The sequence below is a fragment of the Rhodanobacter sp. Root627 genome, assembly GCF_001427835.1.
GTDB classification, from domain to species: domain Bacteria; phylum Pseudomonadota; class Gammaproteobacteria; order Xanthomonadales; family Rhodanobacteraceae; genus Rhodanobacter; species Rhodanobacter ginsenosidimutans.
The window spans coordinates 1,409,048-1,434,003 of record NZ_LMGW01000001.1; the positions used below are offsets into that span (position 1 = coordinate 1,409,048).

Consider the following 24,956-nt stretch of genomic DNA (forward strand, 5'->3'; position numbering starts at 1 on the left):
AGCCGTCATGGACAACATCAGCATTCGCGGCGCCCGCACGCACAACCTCAAGAACATCGACCTGGATCTGCCGCGCGACAAGTTGATCGTGATCACCGGCCTGTCCGGCTCCGGCAAATCCTCGCTGGCGTTCGACACCATCTACGCCGAGGGCCAGCGACGCTATGTGGAATCGCTGTCCGCGTATGCGCGACAGTTCCTGTCGATGATGGAGAAGCCCGATGTCGACCACATCGAGGGTCTGTCGCCGGCGATCTCGATCGAGCAGAAATCCACCTCGCACAACCCGCGCTCGACCGTGGGCACGATCACCGAAATCTACGATTACCTGCGCCTGCTGTACGCCCGCGTGGGTACGCCGCGCTGCCCCGACCACGGCATCGCGCTGGCGGCGCAGACGGTGACCCAGATGGTGGACGCCACGCTGGCACTGGATCCGGAGAAGCGCTACATGCTGCTGGCGCCAGTGGTGCGCGAGCGCAAGGGCGAGCACGTGCAGGTGTTCGAGCAACTGCGCGCCCAGGGTTTCGTGCGCGCCCGCGTGGATGGCGCGGTCTACGACCTGGACGCCGTGCCGCCGCTGATGCTGCGCCAGAAGCACACCATCGAGGTGGTGATCGACCGTTTCCGTCCGCGCGAGGACATCAAGCAGCGCCTGGCCGAATCGTTCGAGACCGCGCTGCGGCTGGGCGAGGGGCTGGTGATCCTGGTGGACATGGACGCCCAGGCGGATGCCAGCGGCGAGGTTCCGGCCGAGCAACTGCTCTCCTCGCGCTTCTCCTGCCCGGTGTGCGATTACTCGCTGCCCGAGCTGGAACCGCGCCTGTTCTCGTTCAACGCGCCGGCCGGCGCCTGCCCGGCCTGCGACGGCCTCGGCATCACCCAGGTATTCGACCCGATCCGCGTGGTCAGCCACCCCGAGCGCGCGCTGGCCAGCGGCGCCGTGCGCGGCTGGGATCGGCGCAATGCGCATTATTTCCAGCTGATCCTGTCACTGGCCGCGCATTACGGCTTCGACGTGGATACGCCGTGGCAGGAGCTGCCGAAAGACGTCCAGAAGGCCATCCTGTTCGGCAGCGGCAAACAGCGCATCGCATTCCGCTACCTCACCGAGCGCGGCGGCAAGGTCACCCGCGAGCATGCGTTCGAGGGGATCGTGCCGAACATGGAGCGGCGCTACAAGGAGACCGAATCGGCGGCGGTGCGCGAGGAACTGGCGCGCTTCATCAGCGACCAGCCCTGCCCCGAGTGCGAGGGCCAGCGGCTGAACCGTTCCGCCCGCAACGTGTTCGTGGCCGAGCAGGCGCTGCCTGCGCTCACCCGCCGATCGATCGACGACGCGCTGGCGTTCTTCGACAAGCTGGCCCTGCCCGGCTGGCGCGGCGAGATCGCGGTGAAGATCATCAAGGAAATCCGCGAGCGGCTGAGCTTCCTCAACGACGTGGGCCTGAACTACCTCACCCTGGACCGCCAGGCCGATTCGCTTTCCGGCGGCGAGGCGCAGCGCATCCGGCTGGCCTCGCAGATCGGCGCGGGCCTGGTCGGCGTGATGTACGTGCTGGACGAGCCCTCGATCGGCCTGCACCAGCGCGACAACGAGCGCCTGCTGGGCACGCTGACCCGACTGCGCGACCTGGGCAACACGGTGATCGTGGTGGAGCACGACGAGGACGCCATCCGCATGGCCGACCACGTGCTGGACATCGGCCCCGGCGCGGGCGTGCACGGCGGCGAGATCGTGGCGCAAGGCACGGTGCAGGACATGCTCGATTCGCCGCGCTCGGTCACCGGCCAGTTCCTGTCCGGCGCCCGCAGCATCGAAGTACCCGAAAAACGCCGCCAGCCCGCCGACAGCGAAGCATGGCTGCACCTCAAGGGCGCCACCGGCAACAACCTCAAGGATGTTGACCTGGCGATTCCGGCCGGGTTGTTCACCTGCGTCACCGGCGTCTCCGGCTCGGGCAAATCCACCCTCGTCAACGACACGCTGTTCCGGCTGGCCGCGGCCGAGTTGAACGGCGCCAGCACGCAGCCGGCGCCGCACCGCTCGGTCGAGGGCATGGAGCTGTTCGACAAGGTGGTGGACATCAACCAGTCACCGATCGGCCGCACACCGCGCTCCAACCCGGCGACCTATACCGGCCTGTTCACCCCGCTGCGCGAGATGTTTGCGCAGGTACCCGAGGCGCGCGCGCGCGGCTATACGCCGGGGCGCTTCAGCTTCAATGTGCGTGGCGGCCGCTGCGAGGCCTGCGAGGGCGACGGCCTGATCAAGGTGGAGATGCATTTCCTGCCCGACGTCTACGTGCCCTGCGATGCTTGCCACGGCAAACGCTACAACCGCGAGACGCTGGAAATCCTCTACAAGGGCCACACCATCGCCGACGTGCTGGACATGACGGTGGAGGACGCACTGAAGCTGTTCGAGAACGTGCCCACCGTGGCGCGCAAACTCGACACCCTGCGCGCCGTGGGCCTGGATTACATCAAGCTGGGCCAGAGCGCCACCACGCTTTCCGGTGGCGAGGCGCAGCGCGTGAAGCTGTCCAAGGAGCTGTCCAAGCGCGATACCGGGCACACCTTGTACATCCTCGACGAGCCCACCACCGGCCTGCATTTCCACGACATCGAACAATTGCTGGACGTGCTGCACCAGCTGGTCGACCAGGGCAATACGGTGGTGGTAATCGAGCACAACCTGGACGTGATCAAGACCGCCGACTGGATCGTGGATCTGGGCCCCGAAGGTGGCGCCGGCGGCGGTCGCATCCTGGTGACCGGAACGCCGGAAACCGTGGCGGCCACGGCCGGTTCGCATACCGGGCATTTCCTGGCACCGCACCTGAAGATCGCCAAGGCGGCGAAGCCGGCCGCCACCAAGCGGGTCAAGTCGGCCGCCAAGCACATCGCCTCGGCCGACAAGTACAAGCCGATGCCGCGGAAGAAGAAGACATCGTGAGCGAGCAAGCCTCAGCACCGTTAACCGGCGCGCCCATGTTCGCGGCCACGATCACGGTGCGCTGGCGCGATCTGGATGCGTTCAACCACGTCAACAATTCCACCTACCTCACCTACCTGGAAGAGGCGCGGTTGCAGTGGATGCAATCGATGGGCGATGCGTTCGAGCCGGCTGCCACGCCCGTGCTGGCGGCCAGCGAACTCAATTACCGCCGGCCGATCGCATGGCCGGCGCAACTGCAGGTGCAGTTGCTGTGCGAGCGCGTAGGCAACAGCTCGATCACCATCGCCCATCGCATGGTCGATGCCGGCGACCCGCAAACGCTGTATTGCGACGGCCGCGTGGTGATGGTGTGGATCGATCCGTCCACCGGCAAACCGGTGCCGTTACCGCCTTCCGTGCGACAGGCAGCGCAGCATCCCGCACCATCGGCAGGCACCGCGCAATAACGCAACCACCCAAGTCGCGACGCCGCTCACATACGCAAGCGCACGGTGTTCACACAGCATCGTTATGATGTCCGTCGATGCCTCGATGGAGCACACCGATGACGCCACGCCACACCCTTCTCGCCCTCGCCTGCCTGACCACCCTGGGCGTAGCCGCCACCGCCCACGCCGCCGACGACACCGAGCTGACCCTGTATCGCAGCGACAGCAGCGCGCTGTACGCCAGCAGTGGCGACGGCTCGGTCGACGACGGCTATGCCGTGGTGCGCGAACAGCGCTCGTTGACGCTGGCCGCCGGCAGCCATGACGTGGTGATCGGCGACCTGCCGAACCACATCGATCCCGAAGCGATGGCGCTGGGCTTTCCTGGGGGCAACGCCAAAGTCGTATCGCAGCGCCTGCTGCTGGGCCAGGGCCAGAACGCGGCGTTGACCGGCCTGGTCGGCCACACGGTGGAGGTATTGGGCGACAACGGCCAACCGCTGGCCAATGGCAACCTGCTGCGCGCCGGTGACGGCCTGCTGGTGCGCGGCGGCAACGGCAGCACCACGCTGGTGCGCAACTACGCCGCGGTACGTACCACCGGCGCCAGTTTCCCCACGGGCTCCAGCCTCAGCCTGCGCGTCGACGCAAAGCGCGCGGGCACCGCCAACGCCGTGCTCAGCTATCCCACCGCCGGACTGGGCTGGCGCGCCGCGTATGTCGGCACACTGCAGCCGGGCAGCGCCTGCCGCATGCAGCTCGAGTCGCGCGCCAGCATCGCCAACCGCAGCGGCCGCGACTGGCACGATACGCAACTCACCTTGATCGCCGGCGAGCCGCACTTCGCCAAGGCCTCCGCACCGCGGCCGATGATGGCCATGGCGCGTGGTTACGCCAAGGCCGAAAGCGCCGACATGCCCGCGCAATCCACGCTCGCCGATTACCGCAGCTACGCCTTGCCCGCGCCGGTCGACCTGCCCGATGGCAGCGTCAGCCAGGTGCCGCTGTACGCCACTCGCACGCTGGATTGCGAACGCACCGCGCTGCTGGAAAACGGCAACAGCTACCAGCCGCCGCAGCCGATGCTGGACGCCAATTTCAATACGGGAAGCAACGATTCCATCATCAGCACGCTGCGTGTGAAAGCGTTCGACAGCCTGCCCGCCGGTTATCTGCGCGTGCTCAGCGCCGACCGCAACGGCACGCCACAATTCATCGGCGAAGGCCGCATCGACGACACGCCCAAGGGCGGCGATGCCACCATCACGCTGGGCACCGCGTTCGACCTGCGCGCCCAGCGCGAACGCACCGCATTCCACGTCGACAAGGCCGGCCGCACGATGGACGAGGCGTACCGCATCACGCTGACCAACGCCGGCGACAGCGCGCGCGTGGTCACCGTGCGCGAGCATCCCAACCGCTGGCAGCAGTGGACGCTGGCGTCCTCGTCGAGCAAGCCCAGCAAGCAGACGCCCGACGCGCTGGAATTCCGCATCAACGTACCGGCTGGCGGCAAGGCCACGCTGGATTACGCCGTGCGTTACCAGTGGACCGCCGAACAGACGCCTTGAGGACATCAACCATGTTCGACATTTTCCCGCACGAGCACGACATCACCGAGATCCGCCTGAACCGGCCGCCGGTCAACGCGCTGGATACCGCCTTGCTGGTGGCCCTGCGCGAAGCGTTCGAGCAAGCAGCAGCGAACGGCCAGCGCGGCCTGGTGCTGTCCGGCGCGCAAGGGCTGTTTTCGGCGGGCGTGGATATTCCCGCCCTGCTGGCGCTGGACCGTGATGGCGTGCGGCGGTTCTGGCAGGAATTCTTCGCGCTGTGCTCGACGCTGGCGCGGCTGCCGATCCCGATCGTGGCCGCCATCACCGGCCACAGCCCCGCCGGCGGCGCGGTGCTGGCGTTGTTCTGCGATTACCGGGTGATGGCGCAGGGGCCGTACCGGATCGGCCTCAACGAGGTGCAGGTGGGCTTGATCGTGCCGGACAGCATCCAGCACGCACTGCGCCGCGTGGTCGGTACCTATCGTGCAGAGCGGCTGCTGGTGTCGGGCGCCATGATCGAATCGGACGCAGCGCTGGCCTGCGGTTTCGTGGACGAGCTGACCGTGGCCGAACAGGTCACCACCCGTGCGTTGCACTGGCTGGGCGAATTGCTGGCGCTGCCTTCGCAGGCGATGCTGGCCACGCGCGCACTGGCACGCGCGGATCTGGTCGCCGCGGTCGATCCGGACACGCTGCCGCTGGACTATTTCCTCGATGCGTATTTCAGGCCCGAGGCGCAGGCCACCTTGCAACAGTTGGTCGCGCGGTTGAAGAACAAGGGCTGAGCAGCATCCGCTTTCGCTTCCCCCGCAAGCGGGGGAAGAAACCTCATTGCGCTCCCGCACTGGCCTGCATTCTTCACAGGCACCACCGCCGGCCGCAAAGATCCGAGTCGCTGGATCCCGGCTTCCGCCGGGATGACGTCTTCCGGATGCTGCCTAGTCGTAGTGATAGAGCGTCACCCGACGAATCGAGAATTCGTCATCCGGCAAGCTCAGGTGGCGGCCCTGGTTGGTGTCGTCGCCATTCATTTCGCGACCCGGCACCCACTGCCCGTTGATGAAACGCCCTTCCCGGATCGACTCGATGCCCACGGCGGATCGCCCTTTGCCGGGCGGCTCGAAATAAACCGTGATGCCGGTGCCGGCGAACCAGAAATCGTTCGGACCGGTCTGGATGATCAGGCCGCCATGCGTGGTCGACGTGTCGGCGTCGATCTTCGCGCCGATCGATGCGGAACCCGGCTTGCGGTAGCTCGCCGTCACCTTGTAGTCGCCGAAAACGAAAGTCTGCGGGCTCAGGTCGACGCTGCCGTCGAACTGGGTGCGCGGCAGCATGCCGACCATTTTTCCGCTGCCCTGGTGGGCGAGAATCAGCGGCGTCAACTGCTCGACCACGTCATACGCCTGCCCCAGCGCCTTCGCGTCATCGGGCGACAGGAATTCAGGCGCGTAGGGTGAATAGCCCATCGCGTTCAAATGCGCATACGCGTACAGGCCATTGGCGCCCATTTGCGCACCCGAGACGCGGCCGGTCTCGGGGATCAGGAAGGGCTTGCCGGGGAGCGCGTACTTTTCCGCCCACTCGGTGAAATTCGGGAAATAGATATCCGGCGCCAGAAAGTCCACCGCCGGGGCCGCCGCGCGCCACACGTCGAAAAGATGCGGCAGCGGGCCGCCGCTGGGATATTCACCGGGATGCTTGCCGGGCCGGATCAGTGCCGCATTGACGTACAGGGGCAGCGGGTAAACCGCCTTGCCCGCCGCCGCGACCTCCCCCGTGTAACGGCCTTCCGTCCACGCGGTGAACAGCTCGTCGGTCTGCTCGCCGGCACCGAACGTGTCTTCCCAATCGGCACCGGTCTTGAACCCCTTCGCGCGCCACGCCGCCTTGAGCCCCGGCGCCAGGATTTCCTTGTGCTTCGACAGATAGTCGGTCAGCGCCGTCGGCACCGGCGCATGGAAAGCGGCATCGGCCAGCGGGCCGTGGTCACGCGGTTCCGGGATCATGCCGACCTCGTTTTCCACCTGCACCATCACCACGGTGTGCCGCTCGCCATCGGTCTGCTTCAGGTGTTTCATCAACGCCACGAACGCGGCGCTGTCTGCCTGCAGGTTGGACTGGTCCAGCGCCGACAGTATTTCCATCGGCGTGCCGTCGGAGCGCCGGGCGCGTGGATAGCGACGGGAATCGCGCTTGACCCATGCCGGGACGTAGCTCGACATGCTGTTTTTCCAGCTGCCGAACCACAGCAGGACGAGGCGCATGTCGTGAGCGCGCGCGCCCTCGATGAGTCCATCCACAGTACTGAAATCGAACTGCCCCTGCTGCGGCTCGATCAGGTTCCAGTAAACGGGAGCGATGAGCGAGTTGAAATGCATGGCCTCGAATTTGGGCCACAACGTTTCCAGGTAAGGCAGGCTCGATGCGGAGGAGTTCTCAAGCTCCCCCGCGCGCATCAGGAATGGCTGGCCGTCCACGATGAGTTGCGTGGCACCGTGGCGCTGCGCCAGGTGCGGCATGCCCGGCACATCCCCGGCCTGCGCCGAAAGCGCCAGGCCCGGCAACAAGATGAGGACAACGGCAATCATGCCGCTCATGCACCACCGGCTTTTTCGCGCAACCACTCGTCTCACCGTGCTGTGCATTCAATCCCCCTTTCCAGCTTTTCAGCCACGACCGTCTTGCGCATGTTCATGCCGCGAAGCCGCGATGTCGATGCGATCACGCAGCCTGCCCCATCGCGCGGATGCATGTACCCAGGCGCGCACGGAGCGGAAGTCAGCGAAGCGCTCCACGTTCACGGCCGTCTGCCGGCCTTGAGCGTGGAGTTTTCTCCCGGGGATCCTCGCCCCATCCAGGTCAGAACGTGCCGCGAACGCCCAAGGTGATCGTACGGCCCGGGTTGTAGATGCTGTAGGCCGCGTTGGAATACTGGAACGTCGAACGCAGCGGTTCGTCGGTCAGGTTGGTGGCATCCAGCGTAATCTGCGGCGACGTGGGCAGATGCTCGAACGTGTAGCTGGCCGACAGGTCGAACTCGCCCCGCGCATCGGTCTTGATGCGTGCAAACGAAATACCGTTCTGATTGGCGCCGGAGGAGATCTGGTTGTCGGTCCAGTTGTAGGAAACGCGCGCCGATACCGGCCCCTTTTCCCAGTACACCGTGCCATTCCACAAGTTCGGCGCGACGCCCACGGCAACCGCCGACACACCCGAGCCCGACGACGTTTGCCGGATGTGGGTGTAATTGGCCGTGAAACCGAGGCCATCCACCATCCAGTCGAGTGGTTGCACCCAGTCGATTTCCTCACCGCGGATCTTCAGCTTGCCGTCTGCGTTGACCTGGCTTTGTACCAGCACGGTCGCCACATCAGGGCCGCCACGCTGCTGGATCGCCGCCTGTTGATAAGGCTGCAGGCTGTCGTAGGAAACGCCCAGCTCGCCGAACGGGATCGTGCGGATGCCGTTGACAGTGAAGCCGGTGATTTCCTTGTTGAACAAATCCACGGCGACATACCCGGCGCCACCGGTATACCACTCGCCAGCCAGGTCGAGGTTGTCCGACGTGTACGGCTGCAGGTCCGGATTGCCCTGGCTGGCATTCTGCGCGGAGGGATCGCTGAAGTTGGTGTTCGGCAACATGTAACTGGGGTTGGGTCGGGTCATCGAGCGCGACCCGGCCAGCCGCAGCACCACGTTGTCCCGCACGCTCCAGGCAAGGTTGAACGATGGCAGGGTATTGGACAGGTCCGAATCGAACGAGCGCACTTCGGTGGTGCTGCCATTGGTGACCGGCCCACTGATGTTCTGGTCGGTGGTGACGTAACGCAGGCCGGCATTCAGGCGCAGGGGACGGCCAAGTACCTCGGTGGTGGCGTTGGCCTCGATGTAGTACGCCCAGCTCTTTTCACGGAAGCCGCCGGTCGTCGCCCCGGTGAATACCGACCCGGCAACGGGCGCGCTCTCGAGCAGGTTGCGGTAATTGGAGGCCGCATAAATGCCGGCGTAATCCACCGCAATGAACCCCGCCGGGCCTGGCCTCAGATAGGACGCGATGTCGGACTGCGGCACAGCCGAACCCGGGCCACCATCGCACACGCCCGTGGCCGTGCCCTGGCAGATGACCTGCGACCAGGCCTTGCTGTTGTCGTAGCCCGTGATCTGGCGGCCTTGCTGATCGAAGGAGAAACCGGCCTTGAGGTTGTTGTCGTCCTCGCCAAACTGCAGATAGGACCCCACGCCCTTGGTCGTGGTGACACGACGCTCGGCCTGGATGTTGACGCGGTTCCAGCTCCATCCGCTGGCGGGGTCGTTGAGGTCGACGTCCGTGCTCAGGGTCGGGTGCGAGCCACTGTCGTTGCTGTACTGGACGGTGGTGAACGGCGAATTGAACAGGATGCTGGGTACTTCCTCGTACATCCAGCTGCGATTCACGTGCGCCTGGACGTGGAGTTTGATGTCGGCGTCGTCGCCGAAATAAATGTCCGCGCCCGGATTGGCCGACCAGAACTTGGTCGTCTGGTGGCGCAGGCTGGCTTCGAGAAAGTACTGCGCGTTGGTGAACGTGGCCGAGGTGACCACGCCATTGCCGTCGACCTTTTCGTTGAGCGGGATCATGGTGCCATTGCGGCCGATCAGGTTCATGTCGGTGCTGTCGGTATCGCGCTTCTGTTTCGTGAACAACGTATCCAGGTAGAAGTGCATGTTGACGTCAGGCCGGTATTCCAGCGACATGACGGCGGCCTTGCGGTCGCGGACATCGGTCAGATGGAGCGGTCGGCTCAGGCGCGGGATCAGCGAGTTGCTGATCTGCTCGATGGTCAACCCGGGGTTGTTCTGCAACAGGAACGCGTCGTCGATGGGCTGACCGGCGACCAGCCCGGCACCGGCCGTGATCGGCACGATGTCGGGAATGCGCCAATTGCCGCCGCCATACGAGTTGCATCCAGTCGTCCCGCTCACCTGCGTATTCGCCGCCGTGCCGGCCGGCGGGGTAAGGCCGCATTGGTCGTAGGTGAGGCCAGGGGTCGTCCAGCCGATGGTTTCGTAACCTGTCTCCAGCGCCCTCTCATGCTTGGTGGCGACACCGGCAACCACGCCGAACGTGTTGTCGGCGTTGGTCCAGCTACCGATCAGGCTCGCGCTGGGGCTGTACAGCCCGCCCTGACTGTTCCAGCCCTCTTTCACGTTGTACGTGAGATGGGTCCCCGGGTTGTCGAATGGCCGCACCAGGCGCAGGTCGACGTTTCCGGAGATGCCGCCCTCAAGCATGCTCGCCACGGGCGTCTTGCTGACGGCCAACTGGCTGAAGAACTCGGTGGGGAACAGATTCAGGTTGATTTCGCGGTCCTGATTCTGCTGGTTGCGATCGGTGTACGCCGTGGCGACGCTGCCACCATCGAGCGTGACCCGCGTGAAGCTTGGCCCCAGGCCGCGAATGGAAACCTGCATGCCCTGCCCGCCGACACCGCGCGACAACTGCACGCCAGGGATGCGGTTCAACGACTCCGCGATGTTGTTGTCGGGGAATTTGCCGATGTCCTCGGCAAAGACCGTATCGGTGATGTTGGTGGCATCGCGCTTGGCATCGGTCGCGAACTGCAGGCTGTGCAGATAACCCGAGGTGACCGTCACCGTACCCAGGTTGGTGGCCTGCGACTTGTCGTCCTGCGTTTTGACCGGTTCGCCGTTCTTAGCGCCCGGCGACGGGGCGACCTGCGAAGCTGGCATTTCCTGCCGGGCCGCCACGGACGCGGTGGCGGCGATGGCGCCGCCGGCCGTGCCCAGCAGCGCCAGCCCCAATGCCTGCGCCAGCGCCGCCTTCAGGTAGATATTCTCGATCATGGCGTCTCCACGTTTCACCAAGTGATGGGATGCCTCGCGATGTTCAATCGCGATGGCGTACCTTGACCGGTGGTGACGGCGCGGCATGACTGACGCGACGCTCCTTGCCGATTCATCTACCTGGATTACGCGTCCCCCGACGCCTGGGCTCACTGATACTGGGGCGTGATCTTGCGGGCTGGCAATTATGAAAATTGCCAGGGCGCGTTATGTTTCTTGTATCCATTGCTGGCGTTTGGCGCTGACATGCCGGCCATTGGCGATGGCGTTTGGCGCCAGACAGTCGAAAGCCGGATACGGTCGCTACGGCCTCAAAGCCGCTTGCACAAGCAGTCGGCGAACGCTTGCCAACGATTCACCCTTTCGCCACGGGTCGCGAGGCATCGCTGATCCAGCCGCTCCACGACGGCGCATACAACCGTGAGCCGTGCAGGCCCGCATGCTCCATCGCCAGCAGGTTGTGGCACGCGGTGACGCCGGAGCCGCACATGTGCACCACATCGGCGGGCTTGGTGTCGCCCAGCACCGCGGAGAACTCCGCACGCAATTGCGCCGCCGGCTTGAAGCGGCCGTCGTCGGCAAGGTTGTCGGGGAACGGCCGGTTCAAGGCACCGGGCACATGGCCGCCGACGCGGTCCAGCGGCTCCACGTCGCCGCGGTAGCGCGGCGCGGCGCGGGCATCCAGCAATTGCCGCGAACCTTGGCCCAGCGCGGCGTGGTCGGTGAGTACCTGGGTTTCGTCGTAATGCAGTGCCACCTCGGTGGCGGTGCGCGGCGCGGGTTCGCCCTCTTCCACCGGCAAACCGGCCTTTTTCCAGGCGGCAAAGCCACCATCCAGCACGGCCACGTCGCGCACCCCGGCCAGCCGCAACAACCACCACAGCCGCGCCGCCGTCAGCGCACCACTGCCGGCGTCGTAGCTCACTACCGGCATGCCGGCGCGCCAGCCCCAGCGCGACAGCACGGCGCTGAAGGCGGAGGCCAGCGGCAACGGGTGGCGACCCAGTCCTTCGTGCTGGCGCGAAAGGTCGGACAGGTCGCGATCGAGGTTGGCGTAGACCGCGCCGGGAATATGGCCCAGCCGGAATTCGCGCTCGCCCTTGCCGGGGTCGGCCAGGTCGAAGTTGCAGTCGACGATCAACACCTCGCCCGGCGCCATGGCCGACAGCGTGGCCGGATCGATGAGTGTGGTGAGCAAGGTCATGCGCGTCCCATCCTCTGCAGCAAGTTGAGAAGTATCGCCGCGGTGGCGCCCCAGATGCGGTGGCCGCCGTGCACGAATTCCACCATCGGCCGCTGGTGTCCGCGAAATTCCATGGTGTAGCGGCGCAGGTTGGCCGGCTCCATGAAAAACGCCAGCGGCACCTCGAACACCTCGGCCACCTCGTCGGGCGCCGGGTACAGTTGCGCCTCGGTCGCGATCCGCGCCACCACCGGCGTGATGCAGAAGCCGCTGATGGTCTCGAAACGGTCAAGGAAACCCAGCGGCGTTACCAGCCGCCGTTCCAGCCCGATCTCCTCCTCGCTCTCGCGCAGCGCGGTGGTGATGGCGTCGCCATCATCCGCCTCACTGCGTCCGCCGGGGAACGCCACCTGGCCTGCATGCGCATGCAGGTGATCGGTGCGTACGGTGAGCACCATGCGCGGCTGCACGCCCTCGCGCAGGCCGATCAATACGGCGGCCGGCTGGCGCGGTGCGTCGCCCAGCAGTTCGGCCATGTCCGCATGGTTCCAGGCCCGCTCGATCGGCGGCGCCGACAAGGGCCGCAGCGCGTCGGTCAGTCCGTCGATCATGGCTGTTTGGCCAGGGTGCGCAACGGCAACACGTCGCGCATGAGCCGCCACCGTTCGGCATCATCCAGTGCGCTCCAGCGGCCGATTTCCTCGCCCGTGCGGCGGCAGCCGATGCAATACCCGCGCGCATCGAGGCGGCATATCTGGATGCAGGGCGTCAGCGGTGCGGGGGGAGAGGGGCGATCGTTCGACATGCTCCGGCCATGGTACCGCGCCGGTGCCGGCGCGCGGTCAGCTTTTGATGTCGAGCAGCTCGATCTCGAACACCAGCGCCTCGTTCGGCCCGATGCGTGGCAACTGGCCGTATTCGCCATAGGCAAGCTCGGACGGAATCACCACTTTCCAGCGATCGCCCACGCGCATCCGCGGTATCACGTCCTGCCAGCCGCGGATCACCTTGTTCACGATAAAGCTCACCGGCGCGCCGTGCGCCCAGGTGCTGTCGAATTCGGTGCCGTCCACCAGCATGCCGCGGTAGTTCACCACCACCCGGCTGGTTACCGTGGGATGGACCTTGCCACTGCCCTTCTTCAGCACCGCGTACTGGATGCCCGAGGGCAGTTGCACCACGCCGGGCTGCTTCCGGTTTTGCGCCAGGTAGGCGGCGCTTTTTTTCGCGTTCTCGATCGCCATGCGCTTGAAGGTGGCCACCGCATCGGCGTGCATCTGCTGGTCGAGCCATTGCAGTTGCTGGTGCATGTCCTGCATCGACACGCTGGGGTCGCGCTTGTCGTAGGCATCCTGGATCGCTCGCTGCATCGCGGCGATATCCAGCGATGGCTTGCGGTCGGCAAACTGGCTGCCGATCTTGTAGCCGATGGCATACGACAGCTTGGCCTTGTCCAACCCCGGCGGATGCGCGGCTGGCGTCTGTGCCTGCGCGGCGCCTGCCAGCAGCAACGCGCCAAGCGACAGCCAGCACCATGTGCGCAGGGCTCGCTCCAACGCGGGAAAAGCCCGGCGCGATTGTCGATACGGTAGGTTCATGCCAAGCCGATTCTGCCAGTGTCATGCGCCCCGCGGGTTTCCTGCAGGGCGCGTGGTTTGAGGACGCATGGCTGAGAAACCGGGCCGGCACAAAGGTTCCCGCTGCTACCATCGAAGGCCCGCAATCGGCCGGAGTCAGGCATGGCTTACCGCAATCTGGAGATCACGAACCGCGGCGCGGTGAACGTGATCACCGTCAATCGCCCCGACAAGCTCAACGCGCTGAACCGGGAGACGCTCAACGAACTCGGCCTGGCCTTCACGCAGGCGGCGTACGACGACGCGGTACGTGTGGTGGTGCTGGCGGGCGCGGGCGAGAAAGCCTTCGTGGCCGGCGCCGATATCGCGGAGATGCATGGCTACACGGCAACCCAGGCGCAGGGGTTTTCGCGCGCCGGCCAGCAGTTGATGACGTCGATCGAGCGGCTGGGCAAACCGGTCATCGCCCGCGTGCAGGGCTTTGCGCTGGGCGGCGGCATGGAGCTGGCGATGGCCTGTCATTTCCGCATTGCCAGCGAGAAGGCGAAGTTCGGCCAGCCGGAAATCAACCTGGGCCTGATCCCCGGCTTCGGCGGCACCCAGCGATTGCTGCGGCTGGCCGGCCGCGGCGCCACGCTGGAGCTGTGCCTCACCGGCACACCGATCACCGCGCAGCGCGCTTATGAACTGGGCATCGTGACGCGCGTGGTGGCGCCCGAAGCGCTGGACGAAACCGTGAACGCCCTCGCCGATCAGCTGGCGGCCGCCGCACCGCTGGCGGCCCGGCGCATTCTCGACGCCGTGCTGGAAGGCGGCGAGAACGCGATCGACCAGGGCCTGGCATTCGAAACGCAGGCGTTCGCGCTGAGCTTTTCCACCGAGGACATGCGCGAGGGCACCACTGCCTTCCTGGAGAAGCGCAAGGCCGTCTTCCACGGCGTCTAACCTTGGCCGTGGGAGCGGCTTCAGCCGCGATGCTCCTGGGTGAATCCGGGAGTAAAAAGCATCGCGACTGAAGTCGCTCCCACAGCGATCAGGAAATGTCGCGTTTCTCGCGACGCAGACGCGTGCCGCGCACGATGCCGTAGATGCTGATCAGCAGCCACGCCGCCTCCATCACGAAGGCGGAGGTGTTGAAGCTGCCGAACACCAGCGACAGCAGCACGCCCAGCGCACCGAACGCATTCAGCAGCTGATACGTCAGGCCGTTGCCGTGCAGGCGATGCGCCTGCAACAGCAGGAACGCCAGCAGCACCAGCACCACGCCGATGTAGCCGGACCAGTCGTGCCAGTAAAGTGTCGTCATCGTTTGGACGTCCGTTGGCGCAAGGCTTCGAACAGCGCCACGCCGGTGGCGACGGAAACGTTGAGGCTTTCCATCGTGCCGGGCATGGGGATTTTCGCCACGAAATCGCACAGCTCGCGGGTGAGCCGGCGAATGCCTTCGCCCTCGCTGCCCAGCACGATGGCCACCGGGCCATTGAAGTCGACGCCATAGATCGAGGTGTCGGTATCGCCGGCCAGGCCGGTGATCCACACGCCGGCGTCCTTCAATTCGCGCAGCGTGCGGGCCAGGTTGGTGACGGCGATCAGCGGCACCCGGTCGGCACCGCCGGCCGAAGCACGGCGCACCACCGGGGTGAGCCCCACCGCGCGGTCCTTGGGCACGATCACCGCGGTGACTTTGGCCGCCGCCGCACTGCGCAGGCAAGCACCCAGGTTGTGCGGATCGGTGACGCCGTCGAGCACCAGCACCAGCGCGGTGTTGCCGTCGCGCTCCAGCAGGCCGGCGAGGTCACTCTCATGCGCGGCCGGTGCCGCTTCGTAACGAGCGACCACGCCCTGGTGGCGCGCTTCGCCGGCCAGCCTGTCCAGTTCGTCGCGCGGGCGATGTTGCACCGGGATCTTCAGCTTTTTCGCACGCTCGGCCAGCTCCAGCACGCGCGCGTTGCGCTGGCCGTTTTCCACCAGCACCTCGCGCACGCGCTCGGCATCATTGCTCAGTGCACCTTCGACCGGATTGATGCCTACGATCCAGCTTTCGCTCATTGCTCGCCCTTCGGTTTCTGTTTCGATCGACGCCGGCTGCTGTTGCCGGGCGCGGCTTTTTTCGATGCGCCGGCCGGCTTGGCTTTCGGCGCGACCGCCGCCTTTTCACGCTTGCCCACGGTTTCCCCACCCTGCTTGCGCGGGCGGCGGGCCGTAGCGTCGCCTGTCTTCTTCGCAGAGCGCGGGCGCTGGCTGGTGTCGGCCTGCTGGCGTGTGCGCCGTGCGGGCTCGGCAGTGGTGGCGGCGGGCGCTGCCGCCTCGGGCGCCGCCGCGGCGTCCTTGCGACCGAATGCGCGGCCGATCGCCTTGGCGGCACGACCGAACATGCCCTGCTTCTTGGCTGCCGCCGCTTTCGGCAGCGAGTAACGCTCGCCGCTGGCGGCATAGTCGTAGGCCTTGCCGCTGGCGACAGGCGCCGCCATGGCGCGCGGTGCCACCAGCCGGAAATCGATCTTGCGATCCTCCAGGCTGGCGCGAAGCACCTGGATGCGCACGTGGTCGCCCAGGCGGAACTGCGCGCCGGTGCGCTCGCCCTTCAGCAGTTTGCGGGTGGCGTCGAAGTGGTAGTAGTCGTTGGCCAACTGGCTGATGTGGACCAGGCCGGAGACTTTCGATGCGTCCAGCTCCACGAACAGCCCGAACGAGGTGACGCCGGTGACCACACCGTCGAATTCCTCGCCCACGTGCTTGGCCATCCAGGCGCACTTGAAGCGCTCGTCCACGTCGCGCTCGGCTTCCTCGGCGCGGCGCTCGCGCTGCGAGCAATGGATCGCCATCGCCGCCATGTCGCTGGGGCTGTAGGTGTAATCGGCGGGTTTGCGGCCGGTCAGCGCGTAACGGATGGCGCGATGCACCAGCAGGTCGGGATAGCGGCGGATCGGCGAGGTGAAGTGCGCGTACGCGGTGAGCGCCAGGCCGAAGTGGCCGCGGTTCTCGGGCTGGTAGGCAGCCATGCTTTGCGAGCGCAGCAGCACGTTCTGGATCAGCTCGCGCTCGGGGCGGTCGTGCACCAACGCCAGGATTTCGGAGAAATCCGCGGGGGTCACTTCATCCACCGGCGGCATGCGCAACTTGAACTCGCGCAGGAACTGCTGCAGATCCTCGTACTTCTCCGCCGGCGGCGGCTCGTGGGCACGGAACAGCGCGGGGATTTTCTTCTTCTCCAGGAACAGCGCCGCCTGCACGTTGGCGGCGATCATGCATTCCTCGATCAGCTTGTGCGCGTCGTTGCGCTCGGTGGCGCCCATCGACTCCACGCTGCCTGTCTGGTCGAGGCGGAACTTCACCTCGGGCGTCTCGAAATCGATCGCACCACGACGCTTGCGCTGCGCCGCCATCGCCTTGTACAGCGCGTGCAGGTTTTCCAGCTGCGGCAGCACGTCGGCCACTTCGTGGCGTGCATCGGCGTCTTTCAGACCCACCGCCTGCCACACCTTGTCGTAGGTGAGCCGCGCGTGCGACAGCATCACCGCGTCATAGAACTTCGCCTTGCTGACCGCGCCATCGGCGTCGACCACCATGTCGCAGACCATGCACAGCCGGTCGACCTTCGGGTTCAGCGAGCAAATGCCGTTGGACAGCGTCTCCGGCAACATCGGTACCACGAAGCCGGGGAAATAGGTCGAGGTACTGCGTTCGTAGGCCTCGCGATCCAGCGCGTTGCCCACCTGCACGTAGTGCGACACGTCGGCGATGGCCACGATCAACCGCCAGCCGCCACCGCGCTTCGGCTCGGCGTATACCGCATCGTCGAAATCGCGGGCGTCGGCGCCGTCGATGGTGACCAGCGGCAGCTTGCGGATATCGGTGCGGCCTTCGCGCTCGGCGGCGGTCACCACCGATTCCACCTGGGCCGCATCGCGCAGCACGGCGGCCGGCCATTCGTGCGGCAGGTCGTGGCTGGCGATCGCCATTTCCACCACCAGCGACGGCTGCAGGCGCTCGCCCAGCACGGCGCGGATCACGCCCATCGGGCCACGCTGGGCCGTGGGCGGATCGGTGATTTCCGCCACCACGATCTGGCCGGACTGTGCGCCCTGGTCCTCGCCCGGCTTGATCAGCACATCAAGATGCAGGCGGCGATCGTCGGGCGTCACCAGGGTCACGCCGTTCTCGATCACCACGCGACCAACCAGCCGCGGCGAGCGACGCTCCAGCACTTCGGCGATGGCGCCCTGCCGGCGACCGCGGCGATCGATGCCGACCACACTGGCCAGCACGCGGTCACCATGCATCACTGCGCGCATCTGCTGCGGCGACAGATAAAGATCTTCGCCGCCTTCGTCCGGGCGCAGGAAGCCGTAGCCCTCGGCATTGGCCAGCACGCGGCCGGCAATCAGGTCGAGCTTCTGCGTCGGCGCGTAGCCGCCGCGGCGGCCCAGCAGCAACTGGCCGTCACGCACCATGGCAGCGAGACGCTTGCGCAGCGCTTCGAGGTCGATTTCCTCAATGATCTGCAACGCCTCGGCGATGCGCGCCTCGGTCAGCAATTCGCCGCGTTCTTCGAGCAGGGCGAGGATCGCCTCGCGGCTGGGGATGGGCCGGTCGTAGCGACGGGCCTCGCGCTCGGCTTGCGGGTCGCGCACGGCGCCGACGGCAGCCCGGTTGCGCTTGTCCGCGGGAGCGTTGGCGCGCGGCGAGCGGCGGGCCGGTTTCTTCGCGGGCGAGGATTCCGGCGGCTTGCCGGAATGGGGAGGGGTTTTTCTGGTCACTCAGTGTCCTTGTGATGTACGCGACGCGGAGAATGCCACGGCGCGAGGGAAAGGGGGGTGGAAAAGTGTTGACAAGCTATCGGCAGGTGCCTACATTACGCGGCTCACGCAGCTGCTGCAGCGACGTGAGACCCACTGCCCAGGTGGCGGAATTGGTAGACGCACTAGCTTCAGGTGCTAGCGGGGGCAACTCCGTGGAGGTTCGAGTCCTCTTCTGGGCACCAATTGTAAACGAAGGCCGCCTAACAAGGCGGCCTTCGTCTTTTCCGGGTTCGATTAAAGTCAGGAAGGCCGCCTAACAAGGCGGCCTTCGTCTTTTCCGGGTTCGATTAAAGTCAGGAAGGCCGCCTTTCAAAGCGGCCTTCGTCTTTTCCGGGTCTGATTGAAGTCACGAAGAACCTGCGCCCTGCTCCCTCCCCTGCGCAGCGGGGGAGGATTGGGGAGGGGTCGCTCTTCGTCAATCCAGGGCAGAAGCCTCACCCTTCCTGACCTCCCCTGCACGCAGGGAAGGAGCCGCGCCCGTAACCGCCGGCCCCTTCAACTCGATCATGTTGTCCTGCGGGTCGTACAGATAGATCGACGGCCCCTCGCCACGCGCGCCGTAGCGCGAACCCGACTCACCGATGCGCACACCATGCGACTTGAGATGAGCCAGGATTGCCGCCTCGTCGTACGCCTCCACGCGCAGGCAGATGTGGTCCACGTTGTGACTCTCGGGGCCGGGCGCCGCGCCACCCTGACGACCCAGCTTGCCGTCCATGCTGACCAGGTCGATCAGCGATGCGCCCGCGCGCAACTGCACCAAGCCGATCTCGTCCTGCCGGCGCTCCTCATGGCATCCCAGCACCTCGACGTAGAAGCGCTGCATGGCTTCAATGTCGATGGCGCGAAGCACCACATGGTCGATTTCGCCAATACGGATCATCACCTTTTCCTTGCATGAACCGGTGTCCGAGGATAGCGCCGTCGCGCCGCCAGCCCCTGTATAATCGCCGCGGTAAACGCATGGTGGGAGAAGCGGTCGTCCCTTGCTGGAATTGACTGCTGCCGAAGACGCAACGCCCGTAATCGCTCAGGCCCCCATACCACCGCGCGCAAACACTCTGGAGAGACCGGTTGAATCCGGCGCCGAAGGGGCACGAAGCGACCACAACGGTGCTTCCAAACTCTCAGGCAAAAGGACAGAGGGGCGCCCCGCGTGCGGCACGCACGCTGTCTTCGGATGCCCTGACATGAGCCACCCCTCCCATGCCTCGTTGCGCGACCTGGAACACCATGGCGCGTTCATCGAACGTCACATCGGCCCGGACGACGCCGAAATCGCCCGCATGCTGCACACGATCGGCCACGCTTCGCTGGAGTCGATGACCGACGCCATCGTACCCGGCTCGATCAAGTCGACCGCGCCGCTGGCCCTGCCCGAGGCGATCACCGAAGAGGACGCACTGGCCCGGATCCGCGTCATCGCCGACAGGAACCAGGTATTCCGCAGCTTCATCGGCCAGGGCTACTACGGCACGTTCACGCCCAACGTCATCCTGCGCAACATCCTCGAGAACCCGGCCTGGTACACGGCATACACGCCGTATCAGGCGGAAATCTCGCAGGGCCGCATGGAGGCGCTGATCAACTTCCAGACGCTGTGCGCCGACCTCACCGGCATGGACATCGCCAACGCTTCGCTGCTGGATGAGGCCACCGCCGCGGCCGAGGCGATGACCCTGGCCAGGCGCTCGGCCAAGGCCAAGGGCAACGTCGTGGTGGTGTTCGGCGACGCCCACCCGCAAACCATCGAGGTGATGCGCACGCGCGCCGAGCCACTGGGCCTGGTGATCAAGCTGGCCGACTCGGCCGAGGCGTGGGACGCCGCGATCGCCGCGGACGACTACTTCGCCGCGCTGATCCAGTACCCGGCCAGCAGCGGCTGGCTGATGGACTGGAGCGAAGAGACCGCGAAGATCCATGCGAAGCATGCGCTGGCCATTTTCGCCACCGATCTGCTGGCGCTGACCCTGCTCAAGACGCCCGGCGAAATGGGCGCCGACATCGTGATCGGCAACTCGCAGCGCTTCGGCGTGCCGTTCGGTTTCGGCGGCCCGCATGCCGCCTTCATGGCCTGCCGCGATGCGTACAAGCGCTCGATGCCCGGCCGGCTGATCGGCGTGTCGGTGGACGCGCAGGGCAACACGGCCTACCGCCTCACCCTGCAAACGCGCGAGCAGCACATCCGCCGCGAGAAGGCCACCAGCAACATCTGCACCGCCCAGGTATTGCTTGCCGTGATGGCCTCGATGTACGCGGTCTACCACGGCCCGGACGGGCTGGTGCGCATCGCCTCGCGCGTGGCGCGGCTCACCGCGATCCTGAAGGCCGGCCTGCAGCAGCTCGGCTTCAGCGCCAGCCACCACGACAGCGCGTTCGACACGATCAGCCTGAAGACCGGCGACCGCACCGACGCCCTCGCCGCCCGCGCGGTGACGCTGGGCGCCAACCTGCGCAAGGCGTGGGACGAATACCTGTGCATCTCGCTGGACGAAACCACCACGCGCGCCGACATCGAACTGCTGTGGCGCATCTTCGGCGGCGATGACGCGACGCTGCCCAGCATCGATGCACTGGACGCCAACGCGCCGTCGCTGATCCCCGAGACGCTGCGGCGCACCTCGCCCTTCCTCACCCACCCGGTGTTCAACAGCCACCACAGCGAGCACGAGATGCTGCGCTACATGCGTGCGCTGGCCGACAAGGATCTGGCGATGGATCGCACGATGATTCCGCTGGGTTCGTGCACCATGAAGCTCAACGCCACCGCCGAGATGATCCCGGTCACCTGGCCGGAATTCGCCAACATCCACCCGTTCGCACCCGCCGCTCAGACGCAGGGCTACCAGGAACTGATCACGGGGCTGGAAGCGCAGCTGGCGGAGATCACCGGCTACGACGCGGTGAGCCTGCAGCCGAACTCCGGCGCCCAGGGCGAATACGCGGGCCTGCTGGCGATTCGCGCGTATCACCAGTCGCGCGGCGAAGGCCATCGCGACATCTGCCTGATCCCCGAATCCGCCCACGGCACCAACCCGGCGTCCGCCCACCTTTGCGGCATGAAGGTGGTGGTCACCAAGTGCGACGCGAACGGCAACGTGGACCTGGAAGACATCCGCGCGCAGGCCGCGAAGCACTCGGCCAACCTCGCCGCGATCATGCTGACCTACCCGTCCACCCACGGCGTGTTCGAGGAAGACGTGGTCGCCATCTGCGACATCGTCCACCAGCACGGCGGGCAGGTGTACACCGACGGCGCCAACATGAACGCGCTGGTCGGCGTGGCCAAGCCCGGCAAGTGGGGCTCGGACGTCAGCCACCTCAACCTGCACAAGACCTTCTGCATCCCGCACGGCGGCGGCGGCCCCGGCGTGGGCCCGTGCGCGGTGCGTTCGCATCTCGCCCCGTTCCTGCCGGGCGCGCTGGGCAACGACGGCGCGCGCACCCAGGGCACCGGCAACGGCGCGATGGTCAGCGCCGCCACCTTCGGCAGCGCGTCGATCCTGCCGATCAGCTGGATGTACATCACCCTGATGGGCCAGCAGGGCCTGCGCAAGGCCACGCAAGTGGCGCTGCTCAACGCCAACTACATCGCCAGGCGCCTGGAAGCGCATTACCCCACCCTGTACACCGGCCGCAACGGACTGGTGGCGCATGAGTGCATCCTCGACCTGCGCCCGCTGAAAGACAGCACCGGCATCAGCGCCGAGGACGTGGCCAAGCGGCTGATCGATTTCGGCTTCCACGCACCCACGCTGAGTTTCCCGGTGTCGGGCACGCTGATGGTGGAGCCGACGGAAAGCGAATCGCAGGGCGAACTGGATCGCTTCATCGACGCGATGATCCAGATCCGCGACGAGATCCGCGCCATCGAGAATGGCCAGCTCGACCGCGAGGACAACCCGCTGAAAAACGCGCCGCACACTGCCACCACGGTCACCGCCAGCGAATGGACGCACGCCTACCCGCGCGAACTGGCCGCCTTCCCGCTGGCCAGCCTGAAGCTGCAGAAATACTGGCCGCCGGTAGCCCGCGTCGACAACGTCTACGGCGACAAGAACATCATGTGCGCCTGCATTCCGGTGGACGCGTACAAGGAAGACGTCGAGGCGTAAACCGCCGTTGCATCATCGGAAACGGCAAAGGCCCCGCATGCGGGGCCTTTGCTTGTTGACGCCTGTCGACCATGTCGCCCGCTACGGTTCGTCGGCCATCGCGATGCGGTTGCGGCCCTGCAACTTGGCCTGGTACAGCGCGCGATCCACCGCATCGATCAACGACAACGGCTCGTCGGCCATGTCGGGGACCACCGCACCCACACCCAGGCTGACTGTCAGCACCGGGGCCGCGCTGGATTTCTCGTGCGGCATCTGCGTCTGCTCGATCAACTCGCGGCAACGCTCGGCCATGCTGCGAGCGGATTGCGCGTCGGTCTCGGGCAACACCAGCACGAACTCCTCGCCGCCGTAGCGGGCCAGGAAATCGCGCGGCCGGGTGGCTATGGAGTCCAGCAAGGCGCCCACCTGCTTGAGGCAGTTGTCGCCCTGGATATGGCCGTAGTGGTCGTTGTACTGCTTGAAGTAATCGATATCGAGCATCACCAGCGACAACGGCTGCCGGCTGCGCTGGGCGCAGCTCCATTCGTTCTTCAGCACCTTGTCGAAACAGCGCCGGTTGCCCACGCCGGTGAGGCCGTCCTTGAACGAAAGCCGCTCCAGCTCGCGCTGCATGTTGAGCAGCTTCTCCTCGGTGCGCTTGCGTTCGCTGATGTCGAACATGAAACCGACCAGCGCCTCGACCTCACCCTCGGCGTTGCGCACCACGTGCACCACGTCGCGGATCCACACGTATTCGCCGCTCTTGCTCAGCGCGCGGTAGTCCGCCTCGTGGTCGACGCCGTCCTTCGACTGCGCCACGCAGAAATCCACTACCCAGGCGCGGTCTTCCGGATGCATGCGGTCGACCCAGTCCTGCACGCTTGCCCAGCTTTCCGGCGTCCAGCCGAGCAGGCTCTCGATCTGCGGCCCGATGTAAGCAAACGCCATCGTGGCCCAGTCGATCTTCCAGGGAATCGCGTTGGTGGATTCCAGCAACGTCCTGTAGACGTCACCGTCGAGCTCGGCCCTTGTTCCGATGTCCACCATCGTTCCCTCCATCCGATCCAGAACCGGCATGCCGACGTTTTTTTGATCTTGCAGGAGCCGCGAATCAGGCGATGAGACGCACCGCTGCATGCCGCCCATCCGCCCAAAGTACACCTCAGGGCTGTCCGGCGCGAGCCAGCAAGGCCAGCAGTTGCTGCGGCTCGTCATAGTCAATGCGCTCGCCGGCGCGCAAATCGCGGCGCATCAGGCGAATCATCTGCCGGGTGATCTCCTCGGGGAAATCGCTCGCCGGCTGCCCGGTCACTTCCGCCAGCCGGCCCGCGATCACCGTCGGATCGCTGACTACCGGGCAGACCCGATAACGGTAGCTTCCACCGATCACCCGTGGCGCCAGATCCATGAAGCGGCCCGGGATCTGCCTGAACGAACTCAGGGTGAGGCGGTACGCGTTGTGACCCAGCACCGGCAGGTCGTCGGGCACCGGTTTCAGGTCGTCCAGCTCCTGCAGCCCGGTCGCCAACGGCAACAGCTGGTCCAACTGGTAATCCTGCACATGCGGATTGCCCACGCGCGCCAGGTTGGCGATCAGTTCACCCAGCGAGGCATGGCCGATGATCGCCGCGCGCTTGGGCAACCCGCCCCAGATGCCATCGGCGCCATTGAGCAGCGCCTCGATCACCGAGGCATTCTCGAAACCGGCACCGGCATGGATATGCACCAGCAATTTCAGCGGCGGCGGCAACAGGCTGCGCGCCACCGCCACATAGGCGCCGACCTGGAACGGCAGGTAGCTGCCGCGGTCGTCCTCGAAGGTGACGCCCTCGATCGGCAGCCCCGCCAGGAGGTCGATGATGGAACCGGTCACCTCGGGACATTCGGCGAAGGCATCGCAGCCGTCGACAATATTGACCAGGATGCGCGGCCGCGTGCCGTCCTCGCCGCGGATGTTCTGGCACAGCCAGTCGATGCTCGCCGGCAGGCTGCGGCGCAGGGTTTCCAAGTCGTATTGCGTACCCCTGCCCGCCTTGGTGATGGAGATCTCTTGCACCGTGTTGGGCACGCCGTACGCACGCAACTTCAACTGCGACGGATCGGGCGTGAACACGCCATCGGCCGACTGGATCCCCATCGCGGTGAACGCGAAGCAGCCGGTCATGTCGGCCTGCTGGTCACGCAGGTGTTGCATGAAATCGTCGTCGACCTCGAGCTCCTCCGGCATCGCGTAATCGAGCGTGCCGAGCGAGATATTCCGGAAACCGAACTCGCGCAGCTTCGGCAGGATCGCCAGTTTGTCCGCCAGCGTCTGGCCCAGGTTCGAGCCCACCGGATTTTCCCGCAGTGACAGATCGATCAGGTACGGCTCGATGCGGCGCAGTTGGTCCAGCTTGGCGTCCGCCCGGGCCAGGATGGCATGGGCACGCTCCAGCGCTTGCTGTGTCAGTGGCACGATGGTCCCCTTGTTGACGTCGACGCACGATCGATCGCGGCGCCCGAGATCA

Annotated in this window: 16 protein-coding genes, 1 tRNA gene, 1 pseudogene and 1 riboswitch; of the genes and pseudogenes, 7 read left to right on the forward strand and 11 right to left on the reverse strand. The window is 66.0% G+C overall.

The window, feature by feature from the left end:
• Window positions 1-7 precede the first annotated feature (7 nt).
• The 4 genes from uvrA (at window position 8) to ASD68_RS06620 (ending at window position 5,728) form a co-directional block, all read left to right on the forward strand.
• Complete coding sequence (gene uvrA, locus ASD68_RS06605) at window positions 8-2,959, forward strand: excinuclease ABC subunit UvrA (RefSeq protein ID WP_056604711.1); 2,952 nt, start codon at window positions 8-10, stop codon at window positions 2,957-2,959.
• A 35-nt stretch (window positions 2,960-2,994) separates the two neighbouring features.
• Window positions 2,995-3,408, forward strand: coding sequence for a thioesterase family protein (locus ASD68_RS06610; protein ID WP_082545972.1), 414 nt, complete (start codon window positions 2,995-2,997; stop codon window positions 3,406-3,408).
• 98 nt (window positions 3,409-3,506) lie between these two features.
• Complete coding sequence (locus ASD68_RS06615) at window positions 3,507-4,961, forward strand: DUF4139 domain-containing protein (protein WP_056604716.1); 1,455 nt, start codon at window positions 3,507-3,509, stop codon at window positions 4,959-4,961.
• Window positions 4,962-4,972: 11 nt separating this feature from the next.
• Window positions 4,973-5,728 carry an enoyl-CoA hydratase/isomerase family protein gene (locus tag ASD68_RS06620; protein WP_056604717.1) on the forward strand — a complete coding sequence of 252 codons (756 nt, stop codon included), beginning with the start codon at window positions 4,973-4,975 and terminating at the stop codon, window positions 5,726-5,728.
• Window positions 5,729-5,881: 153 nt separating this feature from the next.
• Here ASD68_RS06620 and ASD68_RS06625 read toward each other — a convergent pair whose 3' ends face one another.
• The 5 genes and pseudogenes from ASD68_RS06625 to ASD68_RS06650 all read right to left on the reverse strand — a co-directional run bounded on the left by ASD68_RS06625 (window position 5,882) and on the right by ASD68_RS06650 (window position 13,571).
• On the reverse strand, window positions 5,882-7,534 hold the full coding sequence (locus ASD68_RS06625) for a DUF5597 domain-containing protein (RefSeq protein ID WP_200945332.1): 1,653 nt from the start codon (window positions 7,532-7,534) through the stop codon (window positions 5,882-5,884).
• A 271-nt stretch (window positions 7,535-7,805) separates the two neighbouring features.
• Window positions 7,806-10,787 (reverse strand): TonB-dependent receptor, encoded by a 2,982-nt coding sequence (locus tag ASD68_RS06630; RefSeq protein WP_056605246.1) that lies wholly within the window; start codon window positions 10,785-10,787, stop codon window positions 7,806-7,808.
• 358 nt (window positions 10,788-11,145) lie between these two features.
• A complete protein-coding gene (locus ASD68_RS06635; RefSeq protein WP_056604723.1) occupies window positions 11,146-11,994 on the reverse strand; it encodes a sulfurtransferase in 849 nt (282 codons plus the stop codon).
• Window positions 11,991-12,778: pseudogene (locus ASD68_RS06640) on the reverse strand (DUF1289 domain-containing protein). Before ASD68_RS06640 ends, ASD68_RS06635 begins: the two are co-directional and overlap by 4 nt.
• Window positions 12,779-12,815: 37 nt before the next feature.
• The gene (locus tag ASD68_RS06650) at window positions 12,816-13,571 is read right to left on the reverse strand and encodes an FKBP-type peptidyl-prolyl cis-trans isomerase (RefSeq protein ID WP_235577558.1); all 756 of its coding nucleotides are present in this window, start codon (window positions 13,569-13,571) and stop codon (window positions 12,816-12,818) included.
• A 141-nt stretch (window positions 13,572-13,712) separates the two neighbouring features.
• Here ASD68_RS06650 and ASD68_RS06655 point away from each other — a divergent pair, with 141 nt between their 5' ends.
• On the forward strand, window positions 13,713-14,495 hold the full coding sequence (locus tag ASD68_RS06655) for an enoyl-CoA hydratase-related protein (RefSeq protein ID WP_056604729.1): 783 nt from the start codon (window positions 13,713-13,715) through the stop codon (window positions 14,493-14,495).
• 88 nt (window positions 14,496-14,583) lie between these two features.
• Here ASD68_RS06655 and ASD68_RS06660 read toward each other — a convergent pair whose 3' ends face one another.
• Genes ASD68_RS06660 through rnr form a run of 3 tightly spaced genes read right to left on the reverse strand, consistent with a single transcriptional unit; the run spans window position 14,584 to window position 18,184 of the window.
• On the reverse strand, window positions 14,584-14,856 hold the full coding sequence (locus ASD68_RS06660) for a hypothetical protein (protein ID WP_056604731.1): 273 nt from the start codon (window positions 14,854-14,856) through the stop codon (window positions 14,584-14,586).
• The gene (gene rlmB, locus ASD68_RS06665) at window positions 14,853-15,599 is read right to left on the reverse strand and encodes a 23S rRNA (guanosine(2251)-2'-O)-methyltransferase RlmB (protein ID WP_056080357.1); all 747 of its coding nucleotides are present in this window, start codon (window positions 15,597-15,599) and stop codon (window positions 14,853-14,855) included. Before rlmB ends, ASD68_RS06660 begins: the two co-directional genes overlap by 4 nt.
• Complete coding sequence (rnr, locus tag ASD68_RS06670) at window positions 15,596-18,184, reverse strand: ribonuclease R (protein ID WP_056605249.1); 2,589 nt, start codon at window positions 18,182-18,184, stop codon at window positions 15,596-15,598. The genes rlmB and rnr overlap by 4 nt, the downstream gene beginning before the upstream one ends.
• Before the next feature lie 263 nt (window positions 18,185-18,447).
• Here rnr and ASD68_RS06675 point away from each other — a divergent pair.
• Window positions 18,448-18,534: transfer RNA gene (locus ASD68_RS06675), tRNA-Leu, on the forward strand.
• A 233-nt stretch (window positions 18,535-18,767) separates the two neighbouring features.
• On the opposite strand, the gene ASD68_RS06680 is transcribed toward ASD68_RS06675, so the two are convergent.
• Complete coding sequence (locus tag ASD68_RS06680; RefSeq protein WP_056604734.1) at window positions 18,768-19,235, reverse strand: VOC family protein; 468 nt, start codon at window positions 19,233-19,235, stop codon at window positions 18,768-18,770.
• A gap of 168 nt (window positions 19,236-19,403) precedes the next feature.
• Window positions 19,404-19,505: riboswitch (glycine riboswitch) on the forward strand.
• A 37-nt stretch (window positions 19,506-19,542) separates the two neighbouring features.
• Here ASD68_RS06680 and gcvP point away from each other — a divergent pair.
• Complete coding sequence (gcvP, locus tag ASD68_RS06685) at window positions 19,543-22,467, forward strand: aminomethyl-transferring glycine dehydrogenase (protein ID WP_056604736.1); 2,925 nt, start codon at window positions 19,543-19,545, stop codon at window positions 22,465-22,467.
• Between the two features lie 81 nt (window positions 22,468-22,548).
• On the opposite strand, the gene ASD68_RS06690 is transcribed toward gcvP, so the two are convergent.
• Together ASD68_RS06690 and ASD68_RS06695 are read right to left on the reverse strand one after the other, a co-directional pair.
• Entirely contained in the window at window positions 22,549-23,496 is a 948-nt protein-coding gene (locus tag ASD68_RS06690; RefSeq protein WP_056604740.1) for a sensor domain-containing diguanylate cyclase, read from the reverse strand.
• Between the two features lie 115 nt (window positions 23,497-23,611).
• Window positions 23,612-24,904 (reverse strand): hypothetical protein, encoded by a 1,293-nt coding sequence (locus ASD68_RS06695; RefSeq protein WP_056605252.1) that lies wholly within the window; start codon window positions 24,902-24,904, stop codon window positions 23,612-23,614.
• Between the last annotated feature and the right edge of the window lie 52 nt (window positions 24,905-24,956).

Excerpts from the sequence above, each read along its gene's own strand:
- gcvP (WP_056604736.1), top strand. The coding sequence starts at position 19,543 with ATGAGCCACCCCTCCCATGCCTCGTTGCGCGACCTGGAACACCATGGC.
- ASD68_RS06615 (WP_056604716.1), top strand. The coding sequence starts at position 3,507 with ATGACGCCACGCCACACCCTTCTCGCCCTCGCCTGCCTGACCACCCTG.
- ASD68_RS06655 (WP_056604729.1), top strand. The coding sequence starts at position 13,713 with ATGGCTTACCGCAATCTGGAGATCACGAACCGCGGCGCGGTGAACGTG.
- ASD68_RS06620 (WP_056604717.1), top strand. The coding sequence starts at position 4,973 with ATGTTCGACATTTTCCCGCACGAGCACGACATCACCGAGATCCGCCTG.
- ASD68_RS06635 (WP_056604723.1), bottom strand. The coding sequence starts at position 11,994 with ATGACCTTGCTCACCACACTCATCGATCCGGCCACGCTGTCGGCCATG.
- ASD68_RS06690 (WP_056604740.1), bottom strand. The coding sequence starts at position 23,496 with ATGGTGGACATCGGAACAAGGGCCGAGCTCGACGGTGACGTCTACAGG.
- ASD68_RS06625 (WP_200945332.1), bottom strand. The coding sequence starts at position 7,534 with ATGATTGCCGTTGTCCTCATCTTGTTGCCGGGCCTGGCGCTTTCGGCG.
- ASD68_RS06680 (WP_056604734.1), bottom strand. The coding sequence starts at position 19,235 with ATGATCCGTATTGGCGAAATCGACCATGTGGTGCTTCGCGCCATCGAC.
- rlmB (WP_056080357.1), bottom strand. The coding sequence starts at position 15,599 with ATGAGCGAAAGCTGGATCGTAGGCATCAATCCGGTCGAAGGTGCACTG.
- ASD68_RS06610 (WP_082545972.1), top strand. The coding sequence starts at position 2,995 with ATGTTCGCGGCCACGATCACGGTGCGCTGGCGCGATCTGGATGCGTTC.
- uvrA (WP_056604711.1), top strand. The coding sequence starts at position 8 with ATGGACAACATCAGCATTCGCGGCGCCCGCACGCACAACCTCAAGAAC.
- ASD68_RS06660 (WP_056604731.1), bottom strand. The coding sequence starts at position 14,856 with ATGACGACACTTTACTGGCACGACTGGTCCGGCTACATCGGCGTGGTG.
- ASD68_RS06650 (WP_235577558.1), bottom strand. The coding sequence starts at position 13,571 with ATGAACCTACCGTATCGACAATCGCGCCGGGCTTTTCCCGCGTTGGAG.